Genomic DNA, 22483 nt, shown 5'->3' on the forward strand with positions numbered 1-22483 from the left:
TCTCCCGGTCTCGCGCCGCCGCCTCCGCCTCTGCCGTCGTCGGCTTCCTTCCACTCGCCGACGCCCGATGGGTCGAGGTGGACGTGGACGTCGCCTACGTCATCCAGGTTCCGGAGGCCCGTGACCAGCTCCGTCTCGATGTCGTGGGCCTCTCGGAGCGTCATCTGCCCGTCGACCTCGACGTGAACCTCGACCTCGAGGTCGGTGCCGTCGTAGTACACCGTCAGGTCGTGAACGCCCTCCACCGCGGGGTTCTCGCGGAGCGCGGCGATGACCCGTTCGCGGTCGGCGGCGGGCGGCGCCGCGCCGACGAGGTACGTGACGTTCTCGCGGGCGATCTCGATCCCCTGATACACGACGAGGACGCTGACGAGGGCCCCCGCAACCGGGTCGAGGACGGGGACGCCGGCCAGCACGCCGAAGACGCCGATCAGCGCCGCGACGGTGGTGTAGATGTCGTTGAGACAGTCGGCGGCGAGCGCGGTGAGCGCGGTCGAACCGAGGTCCGCGTTCACGCGCTCCGTATATCGGTAGAGGACGTACATATCGACCAGCGCGAACAGCAGCGCCGCGACGAGGATCGGGTCGGCTTCGACGCCCGGCGATCCGAGGAGTTCGGAGGCGGACTCCTGTAACAGCAGGACGCCGAGCAGGACGATGACCGCGCCGACGAACAGCGCCGTCAACGGCTCGATCCGCTGGTGGCCGTGGGGGTGGGTCTCGTCGGCGGCGTCGTACCGAGAGCCGCCCCAGACGAAGACGACCGCGCTGGCGACGAGGTCCGCGACCGAGTGCGCGGCGTCGGCGAGCAGGGCGACGCTCCCGAAGGCCAACCCGGTGGCCCCCACGACCGCGATCTTCAGCGCGTTGCCGAGGATGTTTACCCCCGCGGCCCGCTGAAACCGCGCCTTCTCGCCGCTTCCCCAGGGGCGCCACATACGTGTCGATGGTCGCCGCCCGCCCTTAAGAACCTCGCCGTCGCGACCGATCTGCGCCGGCGTGCGCCCGCCGATACACCCGTCGTAACGACTAAGAACGAAACGCTCCTCGGTTACGGTAATGAACGACGAGTTTTTCGCCCGAGGTGGTTCCCGTGGGCGTCGAAATTAAGGAAACGGAGGTGAGCGACGAGGACTTCGAGGAGATGAAAGGGTTTGTGAGAGATTACCTCGCAGCCAGCGTCGAGAGCGAGGATGACGGCGGTCGGATGCGCTGGTACCCCTGGCACTCCGCGGACTACCGGTTCAACCACATCCTCAACGTCGTCGACCTCGCGACCGACATCGCCGAGAGCGAGGGCGCCGACGTCGACGTGGTCCGGGTGGCCGCAGTGTTTCACGACGTGGCGAAACTGGAGGCAGAGCAGGACGTTCACGCCGAAGCCGGCGCGCGCGTCGCCCGCGAGTACCTACAGAGCCGCGGCAACTATCCGGAGTCGTTCATCGAGGAGGTGTGCGGCGCGGTCGTCGACCACTCGTACACGGGCGACCTGACGGACGTGCCTCTGGAGAGCCGGTGTCTGATGGAAGCGGACGTGCTCGACAAGGTGGGCGCGAACGGCGCCGTCCTCATGCTGCTTCGGATGGGGTACGAGTCACGGACCCACATGGACTCCGCGAAGATGGTCGATCGGGTGCTTCAGCGCGCCCACGACCACACCGAGCGGGTCGTCTCCGACAGCGCCGAGAGCATCGCCCATCAGCGCATCAAGCGCGTGAAATGGATCCGAGAGTGGCTCGAAGAGGAGGTGTCGCGGATGGACGCCGAGGGCGTCACCGACCGCTGATCCGACTGCGCCGACGCTCCGGGAGTCCACGCGCCCTCGGTCCCAACGCCGATCAGGCGTCGGGATCGACCGCCGGAAGCACCGACTCGAGGTACCGACGGATCCCCCTTCGCGTGTCGTCGGCCCACTCGCGGTCCGTCGTCGTCGCCCAGCGTAGCATGCCGCCGGTCGCGAGCGTCTGGAGCGTCGACGCGACCTCGGCGGGGGAGACGGCGTCGTCCGGCGCGTCGGCCTGCGCGTCGGAGCCTTCCGCGGATGGATCGTCGCCCGCCGCCTCCCGGACCGTTCGCTCGAGGAACGAGCTGAACACCCGGTCGCTCCGGTCGAAGTGGTCGCGGTAGGCGTCGTCGGTGGCGGCCTGCGCGCGGAGCTCGACGATGGCGGTCATGAACTGCCCGTCGGGGCCGTGCCCCTCGGGGATCGGTCCGGGGTGCGTCGTCGCCGCGACGTAGGTGTCGAGGCGCTCTCTGGGCGCCAGATCGAACGCGTCCTCTGAGACGGACTCCTCGAAGCCGTCGAGGAGGAAGCCGAGCAGATCGATCAGGAGCTCGTCTTTCCCGTCGTAGTGGTGGTAGACGAGCGACGGGCTCTTGTCGAACTCCTCGCCGATCCGCTTTATCGTCAGGTCGGCGTACCCGTGCTCGCAGAGCGCGCGGAACGCCGCGCCGAGGATGGCCTCTCGGGTGTCGGTCGGCTCCACGAACGGGCGTTTCATACGCGACGTACCGCGGCCGACTATATATCGCTCTTGATTGAACGTTCATTCAATACGCTTATGTTAATCGCATCCGACACGATCGTATGACTCGATTCGACGCGGTCGGGGGGCGGGCCGCTGGGCGCTGCGGCGTCGACGCCGGCGGAGACGGCGTCCGGAGGCGGCGATGAGCCGGGCCGGGGGGATCGCCGGGGTGGCAATGGCGGTCGCCGCAGTCGGGGCGCTCATCGCCGGCGTGGCGCTCTCCGGGGCCGCCGCGCCCGCGGCTACCTCGCCGCCGACCGCGGGAGCGCGCGGATCGACTACACGATCCGGCCGGGCGTCGACGACTCCGAGGCGGTCGCGGACGTGCGCGAACTCGCCGAACGCACCCCCTTAGAGGCGGTCCCCACGGGGAGTCTCGTCGTCAACGAGGCCGTGATCGATCGGCTCACCGACTCGGCGATCCGGAGCCTGATCGCCGCGTTCGCGCTCACGGCGATCTTCCTCGCGGTGTCGTACGCCTACCTGGAGGGGAAGGCCGTGTACGGCCTGCTCAACCTCGTGCCCGTGCTCGTCACGGTGGGGCTGCTGGTCGGGTCGATGCGGGTGTTCGACATCCCGCTGACGCCGATCAACGCCCCGATCCTCTCGGTGTCGATCGGGCTCGGGGTGGATTACACCGTCCACTTCGTCCACCGCTTCGTCGACGAGTACAAGGCGGGCCACGGGATCGACGAGGCGCTGGACATCACCATCGCCGGCACCGGCGGCGCGCTCACCGGGAGCATGCTGACGACCGTCTGCGGGCTCGGCGTCCTGTGGCTCGCGGTGATCCCGCTGATCCAGGACTTCGGCCTGCTGCTCGCGCTCGGCGTGCTGTACGCGTACCTCTGCTCGATCCTCCTGGTCCCGTCGCTGGTCGTCGTCTGGGACCGGTACGGCGACCGGGTGGGGCTCGGGCTCGACGGAGGGCTCCGCGGGTCGACCGACGAGCGGGCCGACTAGCGCTCCGGGGCCGGGGCGGGGTCGTCCCCGCTTCCCCCGGCCCGCCGCGACTGCGCCTTCCCGGCGAGGACCGCCGCGATGTAGACGCCGACGGCGACGAGGACGATGGTGCCGCCGGCGGTCGTGTTGTAGTTGAACGACAGCGTGATGCCCGCGACCACGGCGATCTGCGCGAGCACGACGGAGGCGAGGAGCGCCTCGCGGAAGCCGCGGGCGAGTTGGGCGGCGGCGGCGACGGGGACGACGAGCATCGCCGCGACGAGGATGACGCCCATGATCTGCATGGCTCCGACGACGACGAGGGCGGTCAGCGTCGTCATCAGGCGGTTGTACCACGGGACGTTGACGCCGGCGACCCGGGCCGCGGTCTCGTCGAACGTGACGTACAGCAGCTGTTTGTACGTCACCGTGACGACCAGCGCGACGATCGCGAAGAGGACGACCAAGAGGACGGCGTTCTCGCGCGAGACCGTCGAGAGGTTCCCGAAGAGGTACTGGTTGATCCCGACGGCGAGCCCGCCGGTGTTCAGGCTGATGAGGACCGCGCCGAGCGCGAACCCGGTCGAGAGCACGATCGCCATCGACACGTCGTTGTACGCGTCGGTCGTCTCGGAGATCAGTTCGATCGCGAGCGCGGCGATCACGGCGACGACGATCGCCGTCACGTACGGGGAGATCCCGGTGCCGAGCAGCGAGTTGACGAACAGCCCGACGGCGACGCCCGCGAACGCGGTGTGCGCGAGCGCGTCGCCGATCAGCGCGAGCTGGCGGTGAACGAGGAAGGTGCCGATGAGCGGCGCCATCACCGCGATGAGCGCGCCCACGAGGAGCGCGTGGTGCATGAACACGTAGTCGAGCATCGCGATCCCCAGCCGCTCGCCGACCCAGCCGAGCCCGTCGCTCCACAGTCCGACGAGGCGGGCGAGGAAGTCGTAGGGGGCGGAGAGGGCCGGGACGGCCGCGACCGCCGGAGCGCTCGGCGTCACGTGACGATCCCCCCTTCCTCGCGGCGGATGTTTGTCCCGTACGCGCGGTCGAGCGCGTCGCTCTCGGCGAACGCCGCGGGGTCACCGTCGAAGTACACCTCGCGGTTGAGACAGACCACCCGGGAGGCGTGTTCGATGACGGCGCCGATGTCGTGTTCGACCAGCAGGACGGTCATCCCGTCCGCCACGAGCCCGTCGAGGAGCTCGAAGAACGCCTCGACGGACTCGGCGTCGACCCCGACCGTCGGCTCGTCTAAGACGAGCAGCTCCGCCTCGCCGGCGAGCGCGCGGGCGATGTACGTCCGCTGGCGCTGGCCGCCCGAGAGCGCGGTGATCTTGCGGTCGGCGAGATGCTCGATCCCGACCGTCCGGAGCGCCTCGCGGACGCGCTCGCGGTCTTCGACGGTCACCCGACCGAACCCGGCGTGCGGGAACCGGCCCATCAGGACGACCTCGCTCACCGTGATCGGCATCCGCTTCTCGTCCTCCGTCACGTCCTGGGCGACGTAGCCGACGCGCTCGCGCTCGGCGAACGCCCGGGCGGGGTGGCCGAGCAGCTCCGCGGACCCCGAATCGGGCTCGTGCAGGCCCAAGAGGAGCCGGAGGAGCGTGCTCTTCCCCGAGCCGTTCGGCCCCACGATCCCGACGTACTCGCCGCGGTCGACCCGGAGGGTCACGTCCTCGACGACCGGAACGGCGGCGTACCCGAACGTCAGATCGCGGGCGTCGACGAGGGGGGGTCGGTCGGCGTCGACCGGCGATGGCGCCCCGTTCATGGCTCGAAGTTGCGGCCGTAGTCGGCGAACGTCACGTCGTCTGGGTCGTCGACGCCGAGCAGGATGCGGAACGTCGGGAGGTTCACCTCCCGGGCGATCTCGAAGTACCCCCACCCGCGCTCGACCCACGACTCGGCGGTTCCCGCGTACGGCGTCACGGGGAAGTAGGCCGCCACGTCGGTCTGTTCGAGCAGCTGGCGGGCGGGCCGGATCGGCTCGAAGACGGCGGCGCCGATATGCTCGATGCCGTGTTCGGCGATCGTGTCCTGCGCCCGCCGCATGTCCGCGGGTCGCACGTCGTCGTTCGCCGCGAGGTTCACCACGAGCGGCTCGATGGTCGCGCCGTACCGCTCCGAAAGGTACGCGAAGGCGTTGTGGGCGGCGAGGAACGCCACGTCGCGCTCGGCTGCGTCGAAGACCGCTTGCCACTCCGCGTCGAGCGCGTCGAGCTCCGCGTCGAGGGCGGTCGCGTTCTCCCGGATCGCCTCCTCGCTGTCCGGGGCCAGTTCGGACAGCCCGTCGGCGAGGTTCGCGACCGCGCGCTTCGCCCGCCGCGGGTCGAGCCAGAAGTGCGGGTCCTTCGCCCCCTCGACCGCCTCCTCTTCGGTCAGCGAGTCGGCGAGGTCGATGAGACCGACGCCCGCCCGGACGTTGATGAGTTTGGTCTCGGTCGACTCGGCCGCGAGCGCGTCGATCGCCCGATCCACCCACGGCTGGAAGTCGGGACCGACGTGAACGAGGGCGTCGGCGTCGGTGATCCGGCGCTGGATCGACGGGTCCGGCTCCCAGCCGTGGCCGTGGAGCCCGGTCGGAACCAGGTTCTCGACCGCGATGTCGGTTCCCTCCGCGAGCGAGTCGGCGAAGTCGTAGAACGTGAAAAACGAGGCGACGACGGTGTAGTCGGCGTCGCCGCCGTCGCCGGCAGCGCTCGCGTCGGTCGCGTTCCCGGTGCACCCGGCGATCCCTCCCGCGAGCGCGCCGGCGCCGATCGAGGCGAACCGGCGGCGAGAGACGCCCGAAGAGCCGTTCGCGTCCGTGTACATACCGAGTATTAGAGAGGACCCACATAATACACTTCTGGTCAAAGAAAAAGATTAGATTAGACTAATTCTAACGACGGCCGCAGTCGTCCCGGTGACTGACCGCACGCCACGATCGCCCGCCGACACGACTTTGTGCCCCGGCGCGGATGGTGTCAGCGATGGCGGACACCTCCACACGCGAGCGGTTCGAGCGGAACGCGAGCGGTATCGCGGCGACGGTCGTGACGGGGACGTGGCTCGCTGCGCTCCTGCTCGATTTCGGCTGGTGGCTCCCGTTCATGCTGTTCGGCTACATCGTGATCGTGCCGGTGGTCTCGATGCTGTTCGACGACGACGAGGAACTGGAGTTGTTCGGGGGGAGCGATCCCGTGCCGGCCGGCCAGACCGACGACGCGGAGCGCTCCGAGCACGCCTCGGACGCGCTCGATCGGCTCCGCGCCCGGTACGCCGAGGGGGAGCTCACAGACGAGCAGTTCGAGCGCAAGCTCGACCGGCTGTTGGAGACGGAGACGCCGGAGGACGCGGCCGAGTACGTCGAACGGGGCCGGGCGGGCGGCTCAGACGCGGAGCGTGATTTCGGGCGTGAGGTCGAGCGCGAGCGCTGATCCGTCGGGAGCCCCCACGAGGGCGACGCGAGCCCTCTCGCCGACCGCCAAACCTCAAGTTTCAATGCGCGCGGCCGACTCATCGGTGTATGAGCGACCAACAGCTTCGCAAAGAGGCGCACGACCTCGACGTCACCGTCTGGGTCGGGAAACACGGCATCGACGCGGTCGTCGACGAGCTCGACGACCAGCTCGACGACCGCAAGCTCGTGAAGGTGAAGTTCCTCCGAGCCGCGCGGGGCGGAACCACGACCGACGATCTCGCCGCGGAGCTGGCCGAAGCCGTCGACGCCGACCTGATCGAGACGCGCGGGAACACAGCGGTGCTGCACTGATGGGCGTCCCCGCAGGGGCGCCTGGAACCGTCGCCGTCGCGGGCACGCTGGAGCCGTTCCTCGGCCCGTTGACCGGCATCGTCATCGACGCGGCGATCTTCGTCGCCGTCGTCGCCGCGACGTACGTGCTGTACAAGGCAGCCGTCACCCCGCTCGTCCAGCGCGTGTTCGACAGGCAGGGGCTCGACGAGCACGCGCGGCGGCCGTTACAGAAGATCGTCGCGTTCCTCGTGTTGTTCGCGGGCGTCACGGTCGCGTTCGGCGCGGCGGGGTATCAGGGGGTCCTGCGGTCGCTGGCGACGATCGCCGCCGCGGCGACGCTCGCGGTCGGTTTCGCGCTCCAGGACGTGATCAAGAACTTCGTCGCCGGCGTCTTCATCTACACGGACAAGCCGTTCCGCATCGGCGACTGGATCGAGTGGCAGGGGAACTCGGGGATCGTCGAGGACATCTCCTTCCGGGTCACCCGCGTGCGCACGTTCGATAACGAACTGCTCACGGTGCCGAACCACGCCCTGACAAGCGACGTGGTGAAGAACCCGGTCGCGAAGAAGACGCTGCGCCTGAAGTTCGTCTTCGGGATCGATTACGAGGACGACGTGGAGAAAGCGACCGACATCATCGTTGAAGAGGCCGAGAAGAGCGACGCCATCCTCGACGACCCGGCGCCGTCGGTCCGGCTGACCGAGCTCGCGGACTCGTACGTCGGGCTCCAGTCGCGGATCTGGATCGATGACCCGTCGCGGGCGGACTTCGTGAAGGCCCGCGCCGACTACGTGAAGGCGGTCAAGGCGCGCTTCGACGAGGAGGGGATCTCGATCCCCTTCCCGCAGCGCACCGTCTCGGGGCGAAACGAGTGGACGGACCCCTCGTCGTTCGGCGGCGAGTCGTAGGAGCCGGGCCGCGGCGGCCGAAACCGTCGGTGACCCGTCGGGCGCCGCCGCCGTGCTCCCCGGCTCCCGATAGTAACGAACTTCAGGGTCGGGTCTCTGGTTGCGCCTATGCATGTGGTCGTCATCGGGGCCGGCGAGGTCGGAACGAGCATCGCTGCGAGCCTCGCCTCGGACCACGAAGTCGTCGTCGTCGACGTCGACCCGGACAGAGCGGAGCAGCTCAAATACGAGCTCGACGTGCTCACGATCGCCGGCGACGGCACGACCTCCGAGATACAGACCGCGGCCGAGGTGGGACGGGCCGACATGGTCATCGCGTGTACCGACAACGACCAGACGAACCTCGTCGCCTGCGGCACCGCGAAGACGCTCGGCGGCGGGTTCACCATCGCCCGGGTGAAGAGCACGGAGTTCCTCCGCACGTGGCAGGGCAGCGAGGGCGCGTTCGGCGTCGACTTCATGGTGTGTACCGACCTGCTGACGGCCGAGAACATCGTCCGCGTCATCGGGCTCCCGGCCGCCATCGACGTCGACCCCTTCGCCAGCGGGCTCGTCCAGATGGCCGAGTTCGAGATCGCGGAGGGGAGCCCCGTGGCGGGACAGACCGTCTCGGAGGCCGACCGCTTCGAGTCGCTCACGTTTGTCGGGCTGTTCCGCGACGGCGAGATGACGATCCCGCGCGGCGACACCGGCATCGCGGTCGAAGACCGCGCCGTCGTGATCGGGAGCCCGGAGAGCGTCCAGTCGTTCGCGACCGACGTGGCGCCCGAGACGACCCCCGGAAGTGCCGACGAGATCGTCGTCGTGGGAGGCACCGAGATCGGCTACCAGACCGCCCGGCTGCTTGAGGAGCGCGACTTCAAGCCGCGGCTGATCGAACGCGACGCCGACCGCGCGCGGTGGCTCGCGGAGAACCTCCCGAACACGGTCGTGATGGAGCACGACCCCACCGACACCGAGTTCCTCTCGCGCGAGCACGTCGACGACGCGGACATCCTCGTCACCGCGCTCGGTTCGGACGAGAGGAACCTGCTCGTCGCCGTGCTCGCCAAGCGGCTGGGCGTCAGCCGCGTGATCGCGGTGGTCGACAGCCCCGACTACGTCACCGTCTTCGAGGAGATCGGCATCGACATCGCGATCAACCCCCGCACGGTGACCGCCGAGGAGATCACGCGGTTCACCTACGAGAGCGTCGCCGAGAACATCGCCGTCCTCGAAAACGATCGGGCGGAGGTCCTCGAACTCGAACTCACCGAGGGGTGCGGGCTCACCGGCCGGCCGATCTCCGAGATCGTCGCGGAGAGCGACGCGCGGTTCGTCATCGGCGCGATCACCCGCAACCACGAGCTCGTCACCCCCCGCGGGGACACCGTGCTTCAGGCCGGGGACCACGTGATCCTCCTCGCGGAGTCGGACTCCATCAGCGCGATCACGTCGATGGCCTGAGTCTCCTGTGACGGCCCCGCTCCGGGCCGGCGGGCGAGCGTCGGGCCGGCCGGAGACGTCCTCGCTGCGCTCTCCGTACCGCTCGCGTTCCCGCTGCCGGTCCCTTCTATCACCGCGAGCCGCCGATGCCGTTCCTCGCGGTGGCGATCATCCGGTCTCCCGTCGCCGCGACGACGTTCCTCAACATCGGTCCGGCGTTCGGCCAAGCGGGCCCGTACGGAACGTTCGCGACCTTCCCGATGAGCACCCGAGCCGTCATGATCGTCCTGATGTGGATCGGTCGGATCGAGATCATTCCCGTGCTCGTGCTGTTCACGAAGGCGTTTTGGACCTCGTGAACCCGTTTCAGAGTTCCGTCGTCGCCCCTTCGACAGTTTAATACAGCGAACGGGCCACTCCCATATCGATCGAACACACATGGCTTGGGGCGTCAACTGGAAGGCGAGCGTTGGACTTCTCGGGGTCGGGATCAAGTACCTCGCCGTCACGATGCTGGTGCCGCTGGTCGTGGCGCTCGTGTACGGCGAGGACATCTGGGTGTTCCTGGTCTCGATGGCGCTCGTCGCGGCCATCGGATTCGCCGTCGAGCGGGTCGATCCCGACCCCGACCTCGGTCCCCGCGAGGCGCTACTCTTTGTCTCGCTCGCGTGGATCGCGGCGGCGGTGATCGGGACGATCCCGTACCTGCTCGCCGGGTACGGCACGGCGTCGACGGTGGGGCTTCAGACGGGATCGCTCGGCGCCCTCACGGAGTCGATCGTCAACGCCCTGTTCGAGTCGATGAGCGGGTTCACCACCACCGGCGCGACCGTGCTCGGCGAGATCAGCACCGACCGCCACTCCCACGCCGTGATGATGTGGCGCCAGCTCACGCAGTGGCTCGGCGGGATGGGGATCATCGTGCTGATGATCGCCATCCTGCCCGAGGTCGCGGTCAACGGGGCCCAGCTCATGGAGTCGGAGGCCCCCGGGCCGGAGCTCCAGAAGCTCACCCCGAAGATCGCGGAGACGGCGCGCGCGCTCTGGCTGATCTACTTCGCCTTCACCGTGGTGTACATCGTGCTCCTGTACGGGCTCCACCGCGCCGGAATGGCGCCGAACATGGATCTGTTCAACGCGATCGCGCACGGGTTCACCACCCTCCCGACCGGCGGGTTCTCGCCGGAGGCCGACAGCGTCGCGGCGTTCTCCGCCGCCGTGCAGTGGGTCGTCATCCCGTTCATGGCCGTCGCCGGCGTCAACTTCGCGCTGTTCTGGCACGTGTTGCGCGGCGAGGCCGAGGTCATGCTGAAGAACGCGGAGTTCCGCGGATACGCCGGCGCGATCGCGGTCGTGACCGCCGTTCTCGCGGTGATGCTGTTCCGCGGCGCGGCGCCCGCCATCGAACTGGGCGGAATGACGCAGGGCGTGACCGAGAACTCGCTTCGGCAGGCGACGTTCCAGGTCGTGTCGCTGTTGAACTCCACGGGGTACGCGACCGCCGATTTCGTGGAGTGGGACACCGACGCGCAGATCCTGCTCATGTTCGCGATGTTCATCGGCGGCTCCGCCGGCTCGACCGGCGGCGGCGTCAAGATCGTTCGGTGGCTCATCGTCGGGAAGGCGATCCGTCGCGAGCTGTTCACCTCCGCGCACCCGGACGTCGTCCAGCCGGTCCGCCTCAGCGGGAGCGTCATTGACGAGGACGCGATCCGTGGCATCATGGCGTTCACCATCCTCTACCTCGTGCTATTCGGCGTCTCGGCAGTGTTGCTGTCTCTCGACACCGCCCGGATCGGGATTCAGCTGACGATGCTGGAGTCGACGAGCGCGTCGCTCGCGACGATCGGGAACATCGGGCCAGGGTTCGGCCGGCTCGGACCGTTCGGGAGCTACCTGTTCTTCCCCGACACGTCGAAGCTGCTGATGGTGTTCCTGATGTGGATCGGTCGGCTGGAGATCGTACCCGTGCTCGCGGTGTTCATCTCGGCGATCGACACTCGGTGAACCGGAATACAGAGACCGATTTCGCGGTCCGTATTCGCAGTATATCCGGTTTCGGCGGCGCTGATCGCGCGCTTCCGCAGAGCGTATCTTCTTAACTGACGGGCGAGTTAACGATCCGTATGACGAGTACCGACGAGACCGACGGTCAGGATCTGCTCGGCCACGTCCTCCTGCCCGTCGCTCACGAGGAGGACAACGACTGAGATGCCCGACCGGAACGGCGGTCGACTCCCGACCGATCTCGGCGTCATCGCCCGGGACGTTGGCTCGCTCCTCCTGATGGAGGCCGGGCTGATGAGCCTCACGGTGGTCGTCGCCCTCGGATTCGGGGAGTTCCACGCGGCGCTCGGCTTCCTGCTCGCGGGCGGGATGACGGCTCTCGTCGGTGGCGCTGCCAACCGGGTGTTCGCCGACGCTCCGGAGCCGGAGATGAAACACGGGATGGTGATCGCGGCCGGCGGCTGGCTCATGGTCGCGTGCTTCGGTGCCCTACCGCTGTTTCTCACGGCGTGGGCGACGCCGCCGGCCGTGATGGACGCGTTCGTTCCCGCCGCCGCGGACACCGCCTCGTGGGAGCCGATCGAGGTCGGTGGGAGTGTAACCCTCTCCAGTCTCGCGTACTTCCGCGATCCGCTCCACGCCGTCTTCGAGAGCATGAGCGGGTGGACCGGGAGCGGCCTGACGATGGCGGTCCACGAGCCGTCGCTGCCGCGGGCGGTGCAGTGGTGGCGCTCGTTCATCCAGTGGGTCGGCGGCGTCGGCGTCATCGTCCTCACGGTCTCGATCCTCTCACGTCCCGGCAGCGGGAGCTACGCGCTCTACCGGAGCGAGGCGAGAGAACGGAAGATCCATCCGAGCGTCGTCTCGACGGTCCGCACGGTCTGGAAGCTCGTCGTGGCGTACACGCTGTTGGCCTTCGCGATGCTGTTCGCCGCGATCCGGGCGAGCGAGAGCGCGTACGCCGAGTCGCTGTCGGTCGGCGAGACCGCTTGGCAGGCGCTCAATCACGCCATGACGGGACTCACGACGGGTGGGTTCTCGGTGACGGACAACTCGATCGCGACGTACGGCTCTCCGTTGGTCGAGGCCACGCTGCTACCGATCATGGTGCTCGGTGCGATCGCGTTTCCGGTCCACTACGTCGTGCTCAACGATCGGAACGTGCGCGAACTGGTCGCGGATCTTCAGACGAGATGGCTGTTCGTGCTGCTCGGCGCCGGCGTGGTGGTGCTCTCGATACAGAACGTCGCATCCGTCCAGATAACAACGGGCGCGTTCGCGACGGAGTCGTTCGTTCCGCGCTCCGCCCCGCTGCTTGACGGGGCACAGCTCGACGCCGTTCGAGACTCGACGTTCCAGTGGATCAGTGCCCTCACCTGTACCGGCTTCCAATCGGCCCCGATCGGTCGGTGGGTCGCCGGCGCGAAGGTGTTGGTCGTCGGCGCGATGGTCCTCGGCGGCGCGGCGGGTTCCACCGTCGGCGGTATCAAGATCGTCCGCGGGTACACGGTCGGGCGCGGTATCGCCTGGCAGTTCTCTCGGGTGTTCCTCCCGAAGAACGCGGTCGTCACCGCGCGTCTGGGCGACCGGACGTTGGACCGGGAAACGATGGAGCGGGAGTTCGGTGAAGCCGCCATCGTCACGCTGCTGTGGATCGTCGCTCTCGTCGTGGGGAGCCTCGTCCTCGTCAACATCGCCGGCCCCGAGTTTGGCTACGCCGACGCGCTGTTCGAAGTCGCCAGCGCGCAGGGGAACGTCGGGCTCTCCTCGGGGATCACGGGTCCCTCGATGTCGCCCGTGGCCGAGGGGATGTTCGTCCTGAACATGTGGATCGGGAGACTTGAGATCATTCCGGTGCTGGTGTTCGTTCGGGCCGGGATCTGGGGGCTGAACCCCTGAGATCTACGCGTACTACCGGGCCGCCACCCCGCGTGGTCACTCCTCTTGGGAGTGGACCGTCCCCATGAACGACCAGTGAACCTTGCGGCCCCCGCCCGGGTGCGGTTCCTCCGTAACGTGGTAGAGGTAGGGGCCGTGCGGGCAGTCGTCGCAGCCGTCCGCGCAGTAGAACTCTTTGACCACTTCGGTGTACCCCTCGTGTTCGGTGACGCGGAGGATGTCGTCGTTGACTTCCGCACTGATCGGAAGCTCCGCCTCTCCGTGATGGTGGAGCAGCTCCTGTGCGTGGACGATCGCCTTGCGGAGCTCTTCCGGCGTGCATTCGGTCAGTGCCGAAACGACCTTCGGCGGCAGTCCTTCGGGTGGTGTCGGACGCTCAGAGGAGTCGGTCATACCCGACGATTCGATCCGAGCCCACATAATGGATCCGCGGAGACGGGGGGTCGCGGGAGCGTCGCCTGAGATCGCCATACTGTAATCAATATTTATACAGTACCGACGGGTAGTCGAAGCCATGTACGACGATGAGGAGCTCTCCGAGATCCGCGAGGCCCACGCCGAATGGGCGGCGGAGACGCTCGATCCGGCTCTCGACGGGCACGGCGAGCGGAACGACCGGTTCGCCACGGTGTCGAACCACGAGGTCGATCGGGTGTACACCCCCGCCGACGTGGCGGACCTCGACTACGGCGACGACATCGGCTTCCCCGGCGAGGAGCCGTACACCCGCGGCGTCTACCCGACCATGTACCGCGGGCGGACGTGGACGATGCGGCAGTTCGCCGGGTTCGGCACCGCCGAGGAGACGAACGAACGGTTTCACTACCTGATCGACGAGGGACAGACCGGCCTCTCGACCGCCTTCGACATGCCCTCGCTGATGGGGCTCGACTCCGACGACCCGATGTCGCTCGGCGAGGTCGGCAAGGAGGGCGTCGCCGTCGACACGCTGCGGGACATGGAGGTGCTGTTCGACGGCATCGACGTGGGCGAGGTGTCGACCTCGTTTACGATCAACCCGAGCGCCCCCGTGATCTACGCGATGTACGTCGCCATCGCCGACCAGCAGGGCGTGCCGCGCGAGGAGCTCCGGGGAACCCTCCAGAACGACATGCTCAAGGAGTTCATCGCGCAGAAGGAGTGGGTGATCCCGCCGGAGCCGTCGCTCGATCTCGTGACCGACACGATCGAGTTCGCGGTGGCGGAGACTCCCAACTTCAAGCCGATCTCGGTGTCGGGGTACCACATCCGCGAGGCGGGGTCGACGGCGGTCCAGGAGCTCGCCTTCACCCTCGCCGACGGGTTCGCCTACGTCGAGGACTGCCTCGATCGGGGGCTCGACATCGACGAGTTCGCCCCGCAGCTCTCCTTCTTCTTCAACTCGCACAACTCCATCTTCGAGGAGGTGGCCAAGTTCCGCGCCGCCCGCCGGATCTACGCCCGGATCATGGACGAGTGGTACGGCGCCGAGGCGGACGCCTCCAAGCAGCTCAAGTTCCACACGCAGACCGCGGGCCAGTCGCTGACGGCCCAGCAACCCCTCAACAACGTCGTTCGCGTCACCATCCAAGCGCTGGCGGGCGTGCTCGGCGGCACGCAGAGCCTCCACACCAACTCCTTCGACGAGGCGCTCGCGCTCCCCTCCGAGCGCGCCGTCCGGGTGGCGCTCCGCACGCAACAGATCATCGCCGAGGAGTCGGGCGCGGCCGACATCGTCGACCCGCTCGGCGGTTCGTTCGCGGTGGAGGCGCTCACCGACGAGGTCGAGGCGGAGGCGACCGCGTACATCGAGGAGGTCAGGGAGATGGGCGACGGCTCCGTGCGCGACGGCGTGCTCCGGGGGATCGAAGAGGGGTACTTCCACCGCGAGATCCAGGAGGCGTCCTACGAGTACCAAGAGCGCGTCGACAGCGGCGAGGAGACGGTGGTCGGCGTCAACGCCTATCAGGTCGAGGCGGACACCGAGCCCGACCTGCTTCGCGTCGACGAGACGACCCGGGAGCGACAGCTCGACCGACTCGAATCGGTGAAAGCGGAGCGCGACGACGACGCGGTCGAGGCCGCGCTCGACGACATTCGCGCCGCGGTCGACGCCGGCGAGAACGTGCTGCCCGCGATCGTCGCGGCGGTGAAGGAGTACGCGACGATGGGCGAGATCATGGCGGTGTTCGAAGCGGAGTACGGCACCTACCGCGAGCGGATCGGCGTCGCGTGAACGGACCGCGGAGTGTGGGGTCAGACCGGGTCGACCGGACGGGCGGACTCCGCGCACCACGCGTTACCGCGGCGACCCGCGCGTCGGAGGTCCAGCTCGACGACTGACCCGGCCTCGAGCGCGGACAGTTCGTCTTCCACGTCGGGATCGTCGTACTCGACGACGTACAGGGTCCCGTTGCGTGGGTATTCACGGAGGGTCATCGCTCCGTGGTCGTTGCACGATTTCACGACCGTATACTTGCCAGTCCGATTCATCACGCGTGGACCTACGTATTGACGCATGTTAACATTTGTGTATGTCCGGAGGTCACGGCACACAACGGCGAGAACGGGCCATTTTAATCGACGCGCCGCCTCGCTCGGGTATGACGGAGACGGAGATCCCCGAGGATCACCCGCGCTACGCGTCGCTCGTGACGCGCCACCGGATCGAGGCGGGCGTCGAAAAGGGGATCACTTCGAAACAGGGGCTCATCGCACAGGGGCGCGGCGAGGCGTTCGACTACCTCCTCGGCGAACGGACGCTTCCGAGCGCGGACGCCGCCGAGCGCGCGGCCGCCGCCACCCTCCTGTGCGCCGACCACCCGGTGCTCTCGGTGAACGGCAACGTCGCGGCGCTCGCGCCCGCGGAGATCGTCGACCTCGCCGCGGCCGTCGACGCCGACATCGAGGTGAACCTCTTCAACCACACCGACGAGCGCGTTCGCCGGATCGCCGACCACCTCCGCGAGCACGGCGCCGACGAGGTGAAGGGGCTCGCGGGCGACGGCGAGATCCCCGGACTCGATCACGCCCGCGGCACCGTCGACGCAGACGGCATCGAGGCCGCCGACGTGGTCGTCGTCCCGCTGGAAGACGGCGACCGGGCCGAGGCGCTCGACGCCATGGGGAAAACCGAGATCGTGGTCGATCTGAACCCCGGCAGTCGGTCGCCCCGCACCGCCGACATCCCGATCATCGACAACCTGATCCGAGCGGTGCCGAACGTCACGGCTCACGCGCGGGACCTCGCCGATGCCCCTGCGTCGCGTCGCGACGCGATCGACTCGTTCGACGCCGACGAGGCGCTCGCCGAGGCGGAGGCCGCCATCCGCGAGGGGTCCTTCGGGATGCCCGACGATGCGGCCGCTGATGGCGACGCCTCGAACGCCGATATCGCCGATTAAACGTCCGCTCGTTGACGATTTCGCCTTGTCAGCGCCGGAAGTGCAAAGTCCGCTGGCAACGTATAGCACGCATGGAACTCGACGAGACGGACCGCGCGATCCTCCGGATTCTACAGGAGGACGCTCGAACACCCTTCTCGGAGGTCGCACGCCGCATCGACATGTCCAGCGCGACCGTCCACGACCGGGTGAATCGCATGGAGGAGGCGGGCGTCATCGAGGGATACCACGCGTCCATCGATCCGAAGGCGGTCGGCTACGGCGTCAGCGCCTTCGTCGGCCTGCGGGTCGAGCAGGGTCGCGAAGAGGACGCGCTGGAGCGGCTCCGCGAGATCGACGGCGTCGGCGAGATCCACCTGACGACCGGCGAGTGGGACGTGATGCTCAAGGTCGTCGCCGCGGACACGGAGAGTCTCCGCAAACTCATGTTCGATAGCGTCGCGGAGATGGAGGGGTTCTCCCGATCGCAGACGATGATCATTCTCGGCACCGACTACGAGGCGGACGGCCCGCCGGTGTGACCTCCGGCGTCGGCGGGTTTCCGGCGCCGCGGGACCGGAACCCTCAATTCGGGGGCTCCACCAACGGAGAGCATGAGCACACGGGTCGAAGAGCGGTTCGGGCTGTCGCCGGAGCAGGCGTGGGCGGCGGTCGTCGGCGCCATCACGGCGCTTCTCGCGGTCGGGTCCGCCGTCTTCCCGCGGATCGTGTACGATCGGTTCCTCTGGCAGTACTTCTGGGGCCCGGTCGCGGCCGACGGACAGGGCGCGCAGTGTGCCGTCCGCGACGCCGGCGGGACCGAGCTACTCGGGAGCTCGTCCGCGTGTTCGGCGGCCGTCGAGGCGGGCAAGGCGGTCGCGTTCCCCGGGTACACTACGGTCTCGACCGTGAGCTACGTCGTCATCCTGCTGGCGATGCTGATCGGCGTGGTCTTCCTCCTCCGCCGGCTGCAGATCGGCACCGAGCTCCGCTTCTTCTACGCGCTGTTCCCGTTCATGCTGCTCGGCGGCGCCCTCCGCACCGTCGAGGACTCCGGCGTCGCCGCGATGCGGGCCGGCGTGGAGCCGCTGATCCCGTTCCCGGCGAGCGCGCTGCTTATCAGCCCGTTCATCTACTTCACCGTCTTCGGCGTGACGCTCGCGTGCGTCCTCACGGCGTACTCCCTCGACAACCGGGGCGTGGTCGACGACTACGGCCGTCCCCTGTTCGCGATGGGAACCGTCGCGCTCGCGCTCGCCTTCGGTTACCTCTCGTACCTCTCGGTCGCGACCGATTACGTCCAGTTCTACCCGATCATCCTCGTGTTGACGCTGGGGATCGCGACCGCGGCGACCGCGGTCACGTGGAAGCTCGCGACCAGCTACGTGCCCGAAGTTCGGAAGGGAACCGGCGTCGCGGGAATCGTCATCATCTGGGGCCACGCGATCGACGGCGTCGCCAACGTGATCGGGCTCAACTGGATGCCGGCGCTGACGGGGACGGCGAACCTCGTTCCGAAACACGTCGTCAACGCGCTGATCGTCGACTGGACGGCGCGGCTGCTCCCGCAGTCGATCCTCTCGGTCACCGGCGACGCGTGGCCGTTCCTGCTGGTGAAGCTCGCCGCGGCGACGTTCGTCGTCTGGGTGTTCAACGGTGAGATGTTCGACGAGTCGCCGCGCTACACGCTGCTGTTGCTTATTACGGTGCTCGCGGTCGGTCTCGGTCCCGGAAGTCGGGACATGCTGCGCGCGACCTTCGGGATCTGACGGGCGGGGTCACATCCCCATGTCGGCCGCGTCCTCGGGAACCGGGAGGTCGGCGACGGCGACGCCGAGCAGTTCGGCGGCGTGGTCGAGCGCCATGTCGAACCCGTAGTACCGCTCTAACTCGTCGCCGGTCGGCCCCGGTCGGACCTTCAGCATCGCGTAGCCGTCGACGTTCTGGGCGACGGTCGCCTCCCGGCCGCCGGCGGAAAACGTGACGCGTCGCTCACCGTCTGTCTCCGCGTAGCGCGCCGAAATTCCGTCCGCCTCGCCTCCGGTCGTGTCGCTCATGCGCACGCTACGCACCGATCCGTGTCGTATCTGTCGGTCGGACCGCCGTCGGTCGGCGGGCTCCCGGCTCTACCGCGGGTCCCACCCGTGGAACTCCGCCCCCGACTCCAGGTCGAGGTCGAACGCGTCGATGATCCCGCCGAGGGCGTCGTACCCGCTCGCGGCGGCGGCGATCCCGACGATCGCGTCGTCGCCGTAGCGGGCGGCGACCTCGTCGTGGACGACCGCGTCGACCTCGCCGCGGACGACCGCGAGCGCGTACTCGACGACCGCCGTCTCGTCGCCGTCGAGCGGTCCGCGGTCGTCCGCCCCGAGCGCGGCGATGACTTCGTCGTCGATCCCGACCCCCCGCGCGATGTTGACGTGCTGATGCCACTCGTACCGGTTCGTCGTCTCGCGGGCGATCGCGAGGATCACCAGCTCCCGCTCGCGGTCCGAGAGCCCGCTGTCGGTCCACAGCGAGCCGAGGAACGAACGCAATCCGGCGAGCACCTCCGGGTTGTTGCCGATCGACTGGTAGACGTGCAGGGGCTTCCCCTGCAGCGACGACTCCAGTAACTCCTCGTACTCGTTCGGTACGTCAGACGCGTCAACGTAGGGCACGCGGGCCATGGCTACGTCTCATCGCCCGCAGTGATAGGCTTGTGTGCCTCGGTGGCGCTCGCCGCGATCGGGGGCCGACACGGTCGGGCCGGACGCTTCGACCGCGCCGCCCGGACCGCCTCGTTCGTCTCGACCGGCCACCCGCTCGACCGGATGGTAAGGTTAAGGGACGGCACGACCCTACCGGTGACAATGAGTACCGAACTGTCGCGGCGCCGGGCGTGGCTCATCGCCGCGCGGCCGCAGACGCTCCCCGCGGCGGCGGCACCGGTGATCGTCGGCGTCGGGCTCGCGGTCCGAGACGGGGCGTTCGCCCCGCTGCCCGCGCTCGCCGCGCTCGTCGGCGCGGCGCTGATTCAGGTCGGCACCAACTTCGCGAACGACTACTACGACGCGATCCAGGGCGCGGACACCGACGACCGCGAGGGGTTCACCCGCGTCGTCGCCAGCGGACTCATCAAGCCCGGAGAGGTGAAGCGAGCGATGTGGCTCACCTTCGCCGCCGCGATCCTCGTCGGGACCTACCTCGTGTACGTGGGCGGCGTCCCGATCATCGTGATCGGGCTCGCCTCGGTCGCCGCCGGGATCGCGTACACGGGCGGTCCGTATCCGCTCGGCTACCACGGGCTCGGGGACCTGTTCGTCTTCGTCTTCTTCGGCGTGATCGCCGTCACGGGAACCTACTACGTGCAGGCCGCCGCGCTCGTCTCCGGGGCGTTTCCCCTATGGATACCGCCGGAGACCGTCACCCTCGCCGGCGTCGTCGCGAGCCTCCCGATCGCCGCGCTCTCGACGAACATCCTCGTCGTCAACAACGTGCGCGACTTGGAGGAGGACGCGCAGACGGGCAAGCGCACCCTCGCGGTCCGGTTCGGCTACCGGTTCTCGCGGGGTCAGTTCCTCGCGCTCCTCGCGCTGGCGTACCTCACGCCCCTCTGGTTCCTCGCCGAAGGGTACGGGCTCGCCGTGCTCCTCCCGCTGGCGACGCTCCCGCTCGCGGCGGGGGTCGCCCGCACCGTGCTGACCGAGACCGCCGGCGACGCGCTCAATCCGGCGCTCGAATCGACCGGGAAGCTCCTCGCGGCGTACGCGGTCGCGTTCGCCGTCGGACTCGCGGTGTGACCCGATGCGGCTCCGCCCCTTCTCGCTCGGACTGACGAGCCCCCTCGAAACGGCGCGCGGCTCGATCGAACAGCGCGAGGGATTCGTCGTCGCCGTCGACCCCGAATCCGACGGCGACTCGGTTTCCGAGGCGGGGGTCGGCGAGGCGACGCCGCTCCCCGGCTGGACCGAGTCGCTCTCGGCCTGCGAAGCGACGCTCCGCGGGCTCCAAGCTGACCGGGACGACGCGGGACTCGCGGACGCGCTCGCCCGGATCGACCCCGGCGAGACGCCGGCCGCGCGCCACGGCCTCGCGCTCGCGCTCGCGGACGCGACCGCCCGAGACGCCGGACGGTCCCTCGCCGAGCAGCTCGCGAGGGACGAGCGCCTTCCGGCGCCCGCCGACGCGGTCCCGGTCAACGCGACCATCGGAGACGGGGACCCCGAGACGACGGTCGCCGCGGCCGAGACCGCCGTCGCCGAGGGGTTCGGCTGCCTGAAGCTGAAGGTCGGCTCGCGCGCGCTCGACGCCGACGTCGAGCGCCTCCGAGCCGTTCGCCGGGCGGTCGATGACGGTGTCGCGATCCGCGCCGACGCCAACGGCGCGTGGGACCGGGAGACCGCCCGAGAGGCGGTCGAGCGGCTCGCATCGCTCGGTCTCGCGTACCTCGAACAGCCGCTCCCGGCGGACGACGTTGAGGGGGCCGCCGCCCTCCGAGACCGACGGCAAGGGGGAGAGGTCGGCGCCGACACCGACGCCGATACCGATCCCCCGGTCCCGATCGCCCTCGACGAGTCGGTCGCGAGCCGCGGCGTCGACGCGGTCCTCGACGCCGGCGCCGCCGACGCCGTCGTCCTGAAGCCGATGGCGCTCGGAGGGCCGGACCGCGCGTTGGCGGCGGCGATCCGTGCGCGAGAGGCCGGCGTCGAACCGGTCGTCACCACCACGGTCGACGCGGTGATCGCCCGCACCGCCGCGGTCCACGTCGCCGCCGCGATCCCCGACGTGGCGCCCTGCGGGCTCGCCACCGGGCCGTTGCTCGACGCGGACCTCGCTCCGGATCCCTGTCCGGTCTCGGAGCGCGCGATCGCGGTGCCGAGCGGTTCGGGGCTGGCAGGCGACGCCTTCGACGGTCTCCGGTAGCGCGCCGGGGGGCGCGGCACGGGTCGCAGTGGGGGTGGTCCGCCATCGAGAGCTCACCCGGCGGGAGCGATCACTCCACGACCTCGACGACTCCCGCCATCCCCCGCGTCTGATGCGGCGTGCAGACGTACTCGAAGACGCCCGCTTCCGCGAACGCGTGCTCGAAGGTGTGACCCTGCTCGCTGATGAGCTCGGAGCCGAAGGCACCGTCTCTGTCGACCACGTTGTGCGCGCCGCCCGCGCCGGTCCACTCCCAGACGACCGTCGTACCGGACTCGACGACGACGTGCGCGGGTGCGAAGGCGAACCCGGCGTCGGCGCCGACGGTGACCGTCACTCGGTCCGATCCCGTCCGGTCGACCGGCTCCGGATCGGTCTCCTCCTCGCCGCCGGGGATGACGGCGTCGGCACAGCCCGCGAGCGACGCGGTAGCGACGGCGGTCGCCGCCGCGAGCGCCTCCCGACGCGTTCGGTCGGTCATATCGGATCGAGACGGTGGGAGATATAAATGCCCTCGTGAACGCCGCCGAGACGGGACCCGCCCCGCGACCGCGCGGGCGAGACGGCCGAGGCGGTGCCGAGCGGACCGGCAGACGAGGGAAGGGGCTTTTACCGTCACCGTCGAAGGGAGACCCATGAGCGAATGGACCGACGCGATCGTCGGCGAGCGCATGACCGTCGACAACCAGTTCACCGACCGGGTGTCGGCCTCCCGGTTCTCCAGCCAGGAGTGGGGACTGATCATGACCGCGACCG

At 68.9% G+C, this 22483-nt stretch carries 24 protein-coding genes and 2 pseudogenes; 16 read left to right on the forward strand and 10 right to left on the reverse strand.

Annotated elements, in window-relative coordinates; all coding sequences use genetic code 11:
* A partial coding sequence (locus DJ69_RS16095; RefSeq protein WP_099256542.1) for a cation diffusion facilitator family transporter occupies positions 1-938 on the reverse strand: 938 nt, incomplete at its 3' end.
* 146 nt (positions 939-1084) lie between these two features.
* Between DJ69_RS16095 and DJ69_RS16100 the strand changes: the two genes are divergently transcribed.
* On the forward strand, positions 1085-1786 hold the full coding sequence (locus tag DJ69_RS16100) for an HD domain-containing protein (RefSeq protein ID WP_099256543.1): 702 nt from the start codon (positions 1085-1087) through the stop codon (positions 1784-1786).
* 52 nt (positions 1787-1838) lie between these two features.
* On the opposite strand, the gene DJ69_RS16105 is transcribed toward DJ69_RS16100, so the two are convergent.
* Positions 1839-2501 carry a TetR/AcrR family transcriptional regulator gene (locus DJ69_RS16105; protein WP_099256544.1) on the reverse strand — a complete coding sequence of 221 codons (663 nt, stop codon included), beginning with the start codon at positions 2499-2501 and terminating at the stop codon, positions 1839-1841.
* A gap of 258 nt (positions 2502-2759) precedes the next feature.
* Here DJ69_RS16105 and DJ69_RS16110 point away from each other — a divergent pair.
* Positions 2760-3491, forward strand: a pseudogene (locus DJ69_RS16110) (MMPL family transporter); the annotation flags it as partial.
* Here DJ69_RS16110 and DJ69_RS16115 read toward each other — a convergent pair.
* From DJ69_RS16115 to DJ69_RS16125, 3 genes are read right to left on the reverse strand one after another with little or no spacing between them, the layout of a single operon-like run.
* Complete coding sequence (locus DJ69_RS16115; protein WP_099256545.1) at positions 3488-4477, reverse strand: metal ABC transporter permease; 990 nt, start codon at positions 4475-4477, stop codon at positions 3488-3490. The pseudogene DJ69_RS16110 and the gene DJ69_RS16115 sit on opposite strands and share 4 nt — an antisense overlap.
* Positions 4474-5253 (reverse strand): metal ABC transporter ATP-binding protein, encoded by a 780-nt coding sequence (locus DJ69_RS16120; protein ID WP_099256546.1) that lies wholly within the window; start codon positions 5251-5253, stop codon positions 4474-4476. The genes DJ69_RS16115 and DJ69_RS16120 overlap by 4 nt, the downstream gene beginning before the upstream one ends.
* On the reverse strand, positions 5250-6296 hold the full coding sequence (locus DJ69_RS16125) for a metal ABC transporter substrate-binding protein (RefSeq protein WP_099256547.1): 1047 nt from the start codon (positions 6294-6296) through the stop codon (positions 5250-5252). The genes DJ69_RS16120 and DJ69_RS16125 overlap by 4 nt, the downstream gene beginning before the upstream one ends.
* A gap of 158 nt (positions 6297-6454) precedes the next feature.
* On the opposite strand from DJ69_RS16125, the gene DJ69_RS16130 reads away from it, so the two are divergent.
* The 7 genes and pseudogenes from DJ69_RS16130 to DJ69_RS16165 all read left to right on the forward strand — a co-directional run bounded on the left by DJ69_RS16130 (position 6455) and on the right by DJ69_RS16165 (position 13460).
* A complete protein-coding gene (locus tag DJ69_RS16130) occupies positions 6455-6901 on the forward strand; it encodes an SHOCT domain-containing protein (RefSeq protein ID WP_099256548.1) in 447 nt (148 codons plus the stop codon).
* 89 nt (positions 6902-6990) lie between these two features.
* A complete protein-coding gene (locus DJ69_RS16135; protein ID WP_099256549.1) occupies positions 6991-7236 on the forward strand; it encodes a YhbY family RNA-binding protein in 246 nt (81 codons plus the stop codon).
* Entirely contained in the window at positions 7236-8129 is an 894-nt protein-coding gene (locus DJ69_RS16140) for a mechanosensitive ion channel family protein (protein WP_099256550.1), read from the forward strand. The genes DJ69_RS16135 and DJ69_RS16140 overlap by 1 nt, the downstream gene beginning before the upstream one ends.
* Before the next feature lie 108 nt (positions 8130-8237).
* Positions 8238-9575 carry a Trk system potassium transporter TrkA gene (gene trkA / locus DJ69_RS16145; protein WP_099256551.1) on the forward strand — a complete coding sequence of 446 codons (1338 nt, stop codon included), beginning with the start codon at positions 8238-8240 and terminating at the stop codon, positions 9573-9575.
* A 164-nt stretch (positions 9576-9739) separates the two neighbouring features.
* Positions 9740-9913, forward strand: a pseudogene (locus DJ69_RS16150) (potassium transporter TrkG); the annotation flags it as partial.
* 79 nt (positions 9914-9992) lie between these two features.
* The gene (locus tag DJ69_RS16155; RefSeq protein WP_099256552.1) at positions 9993-11561 is read left to right on the forward strand and encodes a TrkH family potassium uptake protein; all 1569 of its coding nucleotides are present in this window, start codon (positions 9993-9995) and stop codon (positions 11559-11561) included.
* A gap of 204 nt (positions 11562-11765) precedes the next feature.
* Positions 11766-13460, forward strand: coding sequence for a potassium transporter TrkG (locus tag DJ69_RS16165; protein ID WP_099256553.1), 1695 nt, complete (start codon positions 11766-11768; stop codon positions 13458-13460).
* Between the two features lie 36 nt (positions 13461-13496).
* Here DJ69_RS16165 and DJ69_RS16170 read toward each other — a convergent pair whose 3' ends face one another.
* Complete coding sequence (locus tag DJ69_RS16170) at positions 13497-13853, reverse strand: hypothetical protein (protein WP_099256554.1); 357 nt, start codon at positions 13851-13853, stop codon at positions 13497-13499.
* Positions 13854-13974: 121 nt separating this feature from the next.
* On the opposite strand from DJ69_RS16170, the gene DJ69_RS16175 reads away from it, so the two are divergent.
* Positions 13975-15675 (forward strand): acyl-CoA mutase large subunit family protein, encoded by a 1701-nt coding sequence (locus tag DJ69_RS16175; protein ID WP_099256555.1) that lies wholly within the window; start codon positions 13975-13977, stop codon positions 15673-15675.
* Positions 15676-15695: 20 nt separating this feature from the next.
* Here the strand turns inward: DJ69_RS16175 and DJ69_RS16180 are convergent, their stop codons facing one another.
* A complete protein-coding gene (locus tag DJ69_RS16180) occupies positions 15696-15932 on the reverse strand; it encodes a hypothetical protein (protein WP_099256556.1) in 237 nt (78 codons plus the stop codon).
* Between the two features lie 110 nt (positions 15933-16042).
* Between DJ69_RS16180 and DJ69_RS16185 the strand changes: the two genes are divergently transcribed.
* The 3 genes from DJ69_RS16185 (at position 16043) to DJ69_RS16195 (ending at position 18591) form a co-directional block, all read left to right on the forward strand.
* A complete protein-coding gene (locus DJ69_RS16185) occupies positions 16043-16843 on the forward strand; it encodes a 4-phosphopantoate--beta-alanine ligase (RefSeq protein ID WP_099256557.1) in 801 nt (266 codons plus the stop codon).
* Positions 16844-16914: 71 nt separating this feature from the next.
* The gene (locus tag DJ69_RS16190; protein WP_099256558.1) at positions 16915-17364 is read left to right on the forward strand and encodes an Lrp/AsnC family transcriptional regulator; all 450 of its coding nucleotides are present in this window, start codon (positions 16915-16917) and stop codon (positions 17362-17364) included.
* A 72-nt stretch (positions 17365-17436) separates the two neighbouring features.
* Positions 17437-18591 carry a DUF63 family protein gene (locus DJ69_RS16195; protein ID WP_099256559.1) on the forward strand — a complete coding sequence of 385 codons (1155 nt, stop codon included), beginning with the start codon at positions 17437-17439 and terminating at the stop codon, positions 18589-18591.
* A 9-nt stretch (positions 18592-18600) separates the two neighbouring features.
* Here DJ69_RS16195 and DJ69_RS16200 read toward each other — a convergent pair whose 3' ends face one another.
* Together DJ69_RS16200 and DJ69_RS16205 are read right to left on the reverse strand one after the other, a co-directional pair.
* On the reverse strand, positions 18601-18879 hold the full coding sequence (locus DJ69_RS16200) for a DUF7111 family protein (RefSeq protein ID WP_099256560.1): 279 nt from the start codon (positions 18877-18879) through the stop codon (positions 18601-18603).
* A 69-nt stretch (positions 18880-18948) separates the two neighbouring features.
* Complete coding sequence (locus DJ69_RS16205; protein ID WP_099256561.1) at positions 18949-19491, reverse strand: carboxymuconolactone decarboxylase family protein; 543 nt, start codon at positions 19489-19491, stop codon at positions 18949-18951.
* Positions 19492-19674: 183 nt separating this feature from the next.
* Here DJ69_RS16205 and DJ69_RS16210 point away from each other — a divergent pair, with 183 nt between their 5' ends.
* Together DJ69_RS16210 and DJ69_RS16215 are read left to right on the forward strand one after the other, a co-directional pair.
* Complete coding sequence (locus DJ69_RS16210; protein ID WP_099256564.1) at positions 19675-20604, forward strand: 1,4-dihydroxy-2-naphthoate polyprenyltransferase; 930 nt, start codon at positions 19675-19677, stop codon at positions 20602-20604.
* 4 nt (positions 20605-20608) lie between these two features.
* Positions 20609-21727: a mandelate racemase/muconate lactonizing enzyme family protein gene (locus DJ69_RS16215; protein ID WP_099256562.1), complete on the forward strand. Its 1119-nt coding sequence runs from the start codon at positions 20609-20611 to the stop codon at positions 21725-21727.
* 70 nt (positions 21728-21797) lie between these two features.
* On the opposite strand, the gene DJ69_RS16220 is transcribed toward DJ69_RS16215, so the two are convergent.
* The gene (locus tag DJ69_RS16220) at positions 21798-22208 is read right to left on the reverse strand and encodes a halocyanin domain-containing protein (protein ID WP_099256563.1); all 411 of its coding nucleotides are present in this window, start codon (positions 22206-22208) and stop codon (positions 21798-21800) included.
* A 154-nt stretch (positions 22209-22362) separates the two neighbouring features.
* Between DJ69_RS16220 and DJ69_RS18955 the strand changes: the two genes are divergently transcribed.
* Positions 22363-22483, forward strand: a 121-nt coding sequence (locus DJ69_RS18955; RefSeq protein WP_245851746.1) for a DUF5799 family protein, incomplete at its 3' end; no start/stop codon positions are given.

This window comes from Halorubrum persicum (assembly GCF_002727125.1).
In the GTDB taxonomy this organism is placed as follows: Archaea; Halobacteriota; Halobacteria; order Halobacteriales; family Haloferacaceae; genus Halorubrum; species Halorubrum persicum.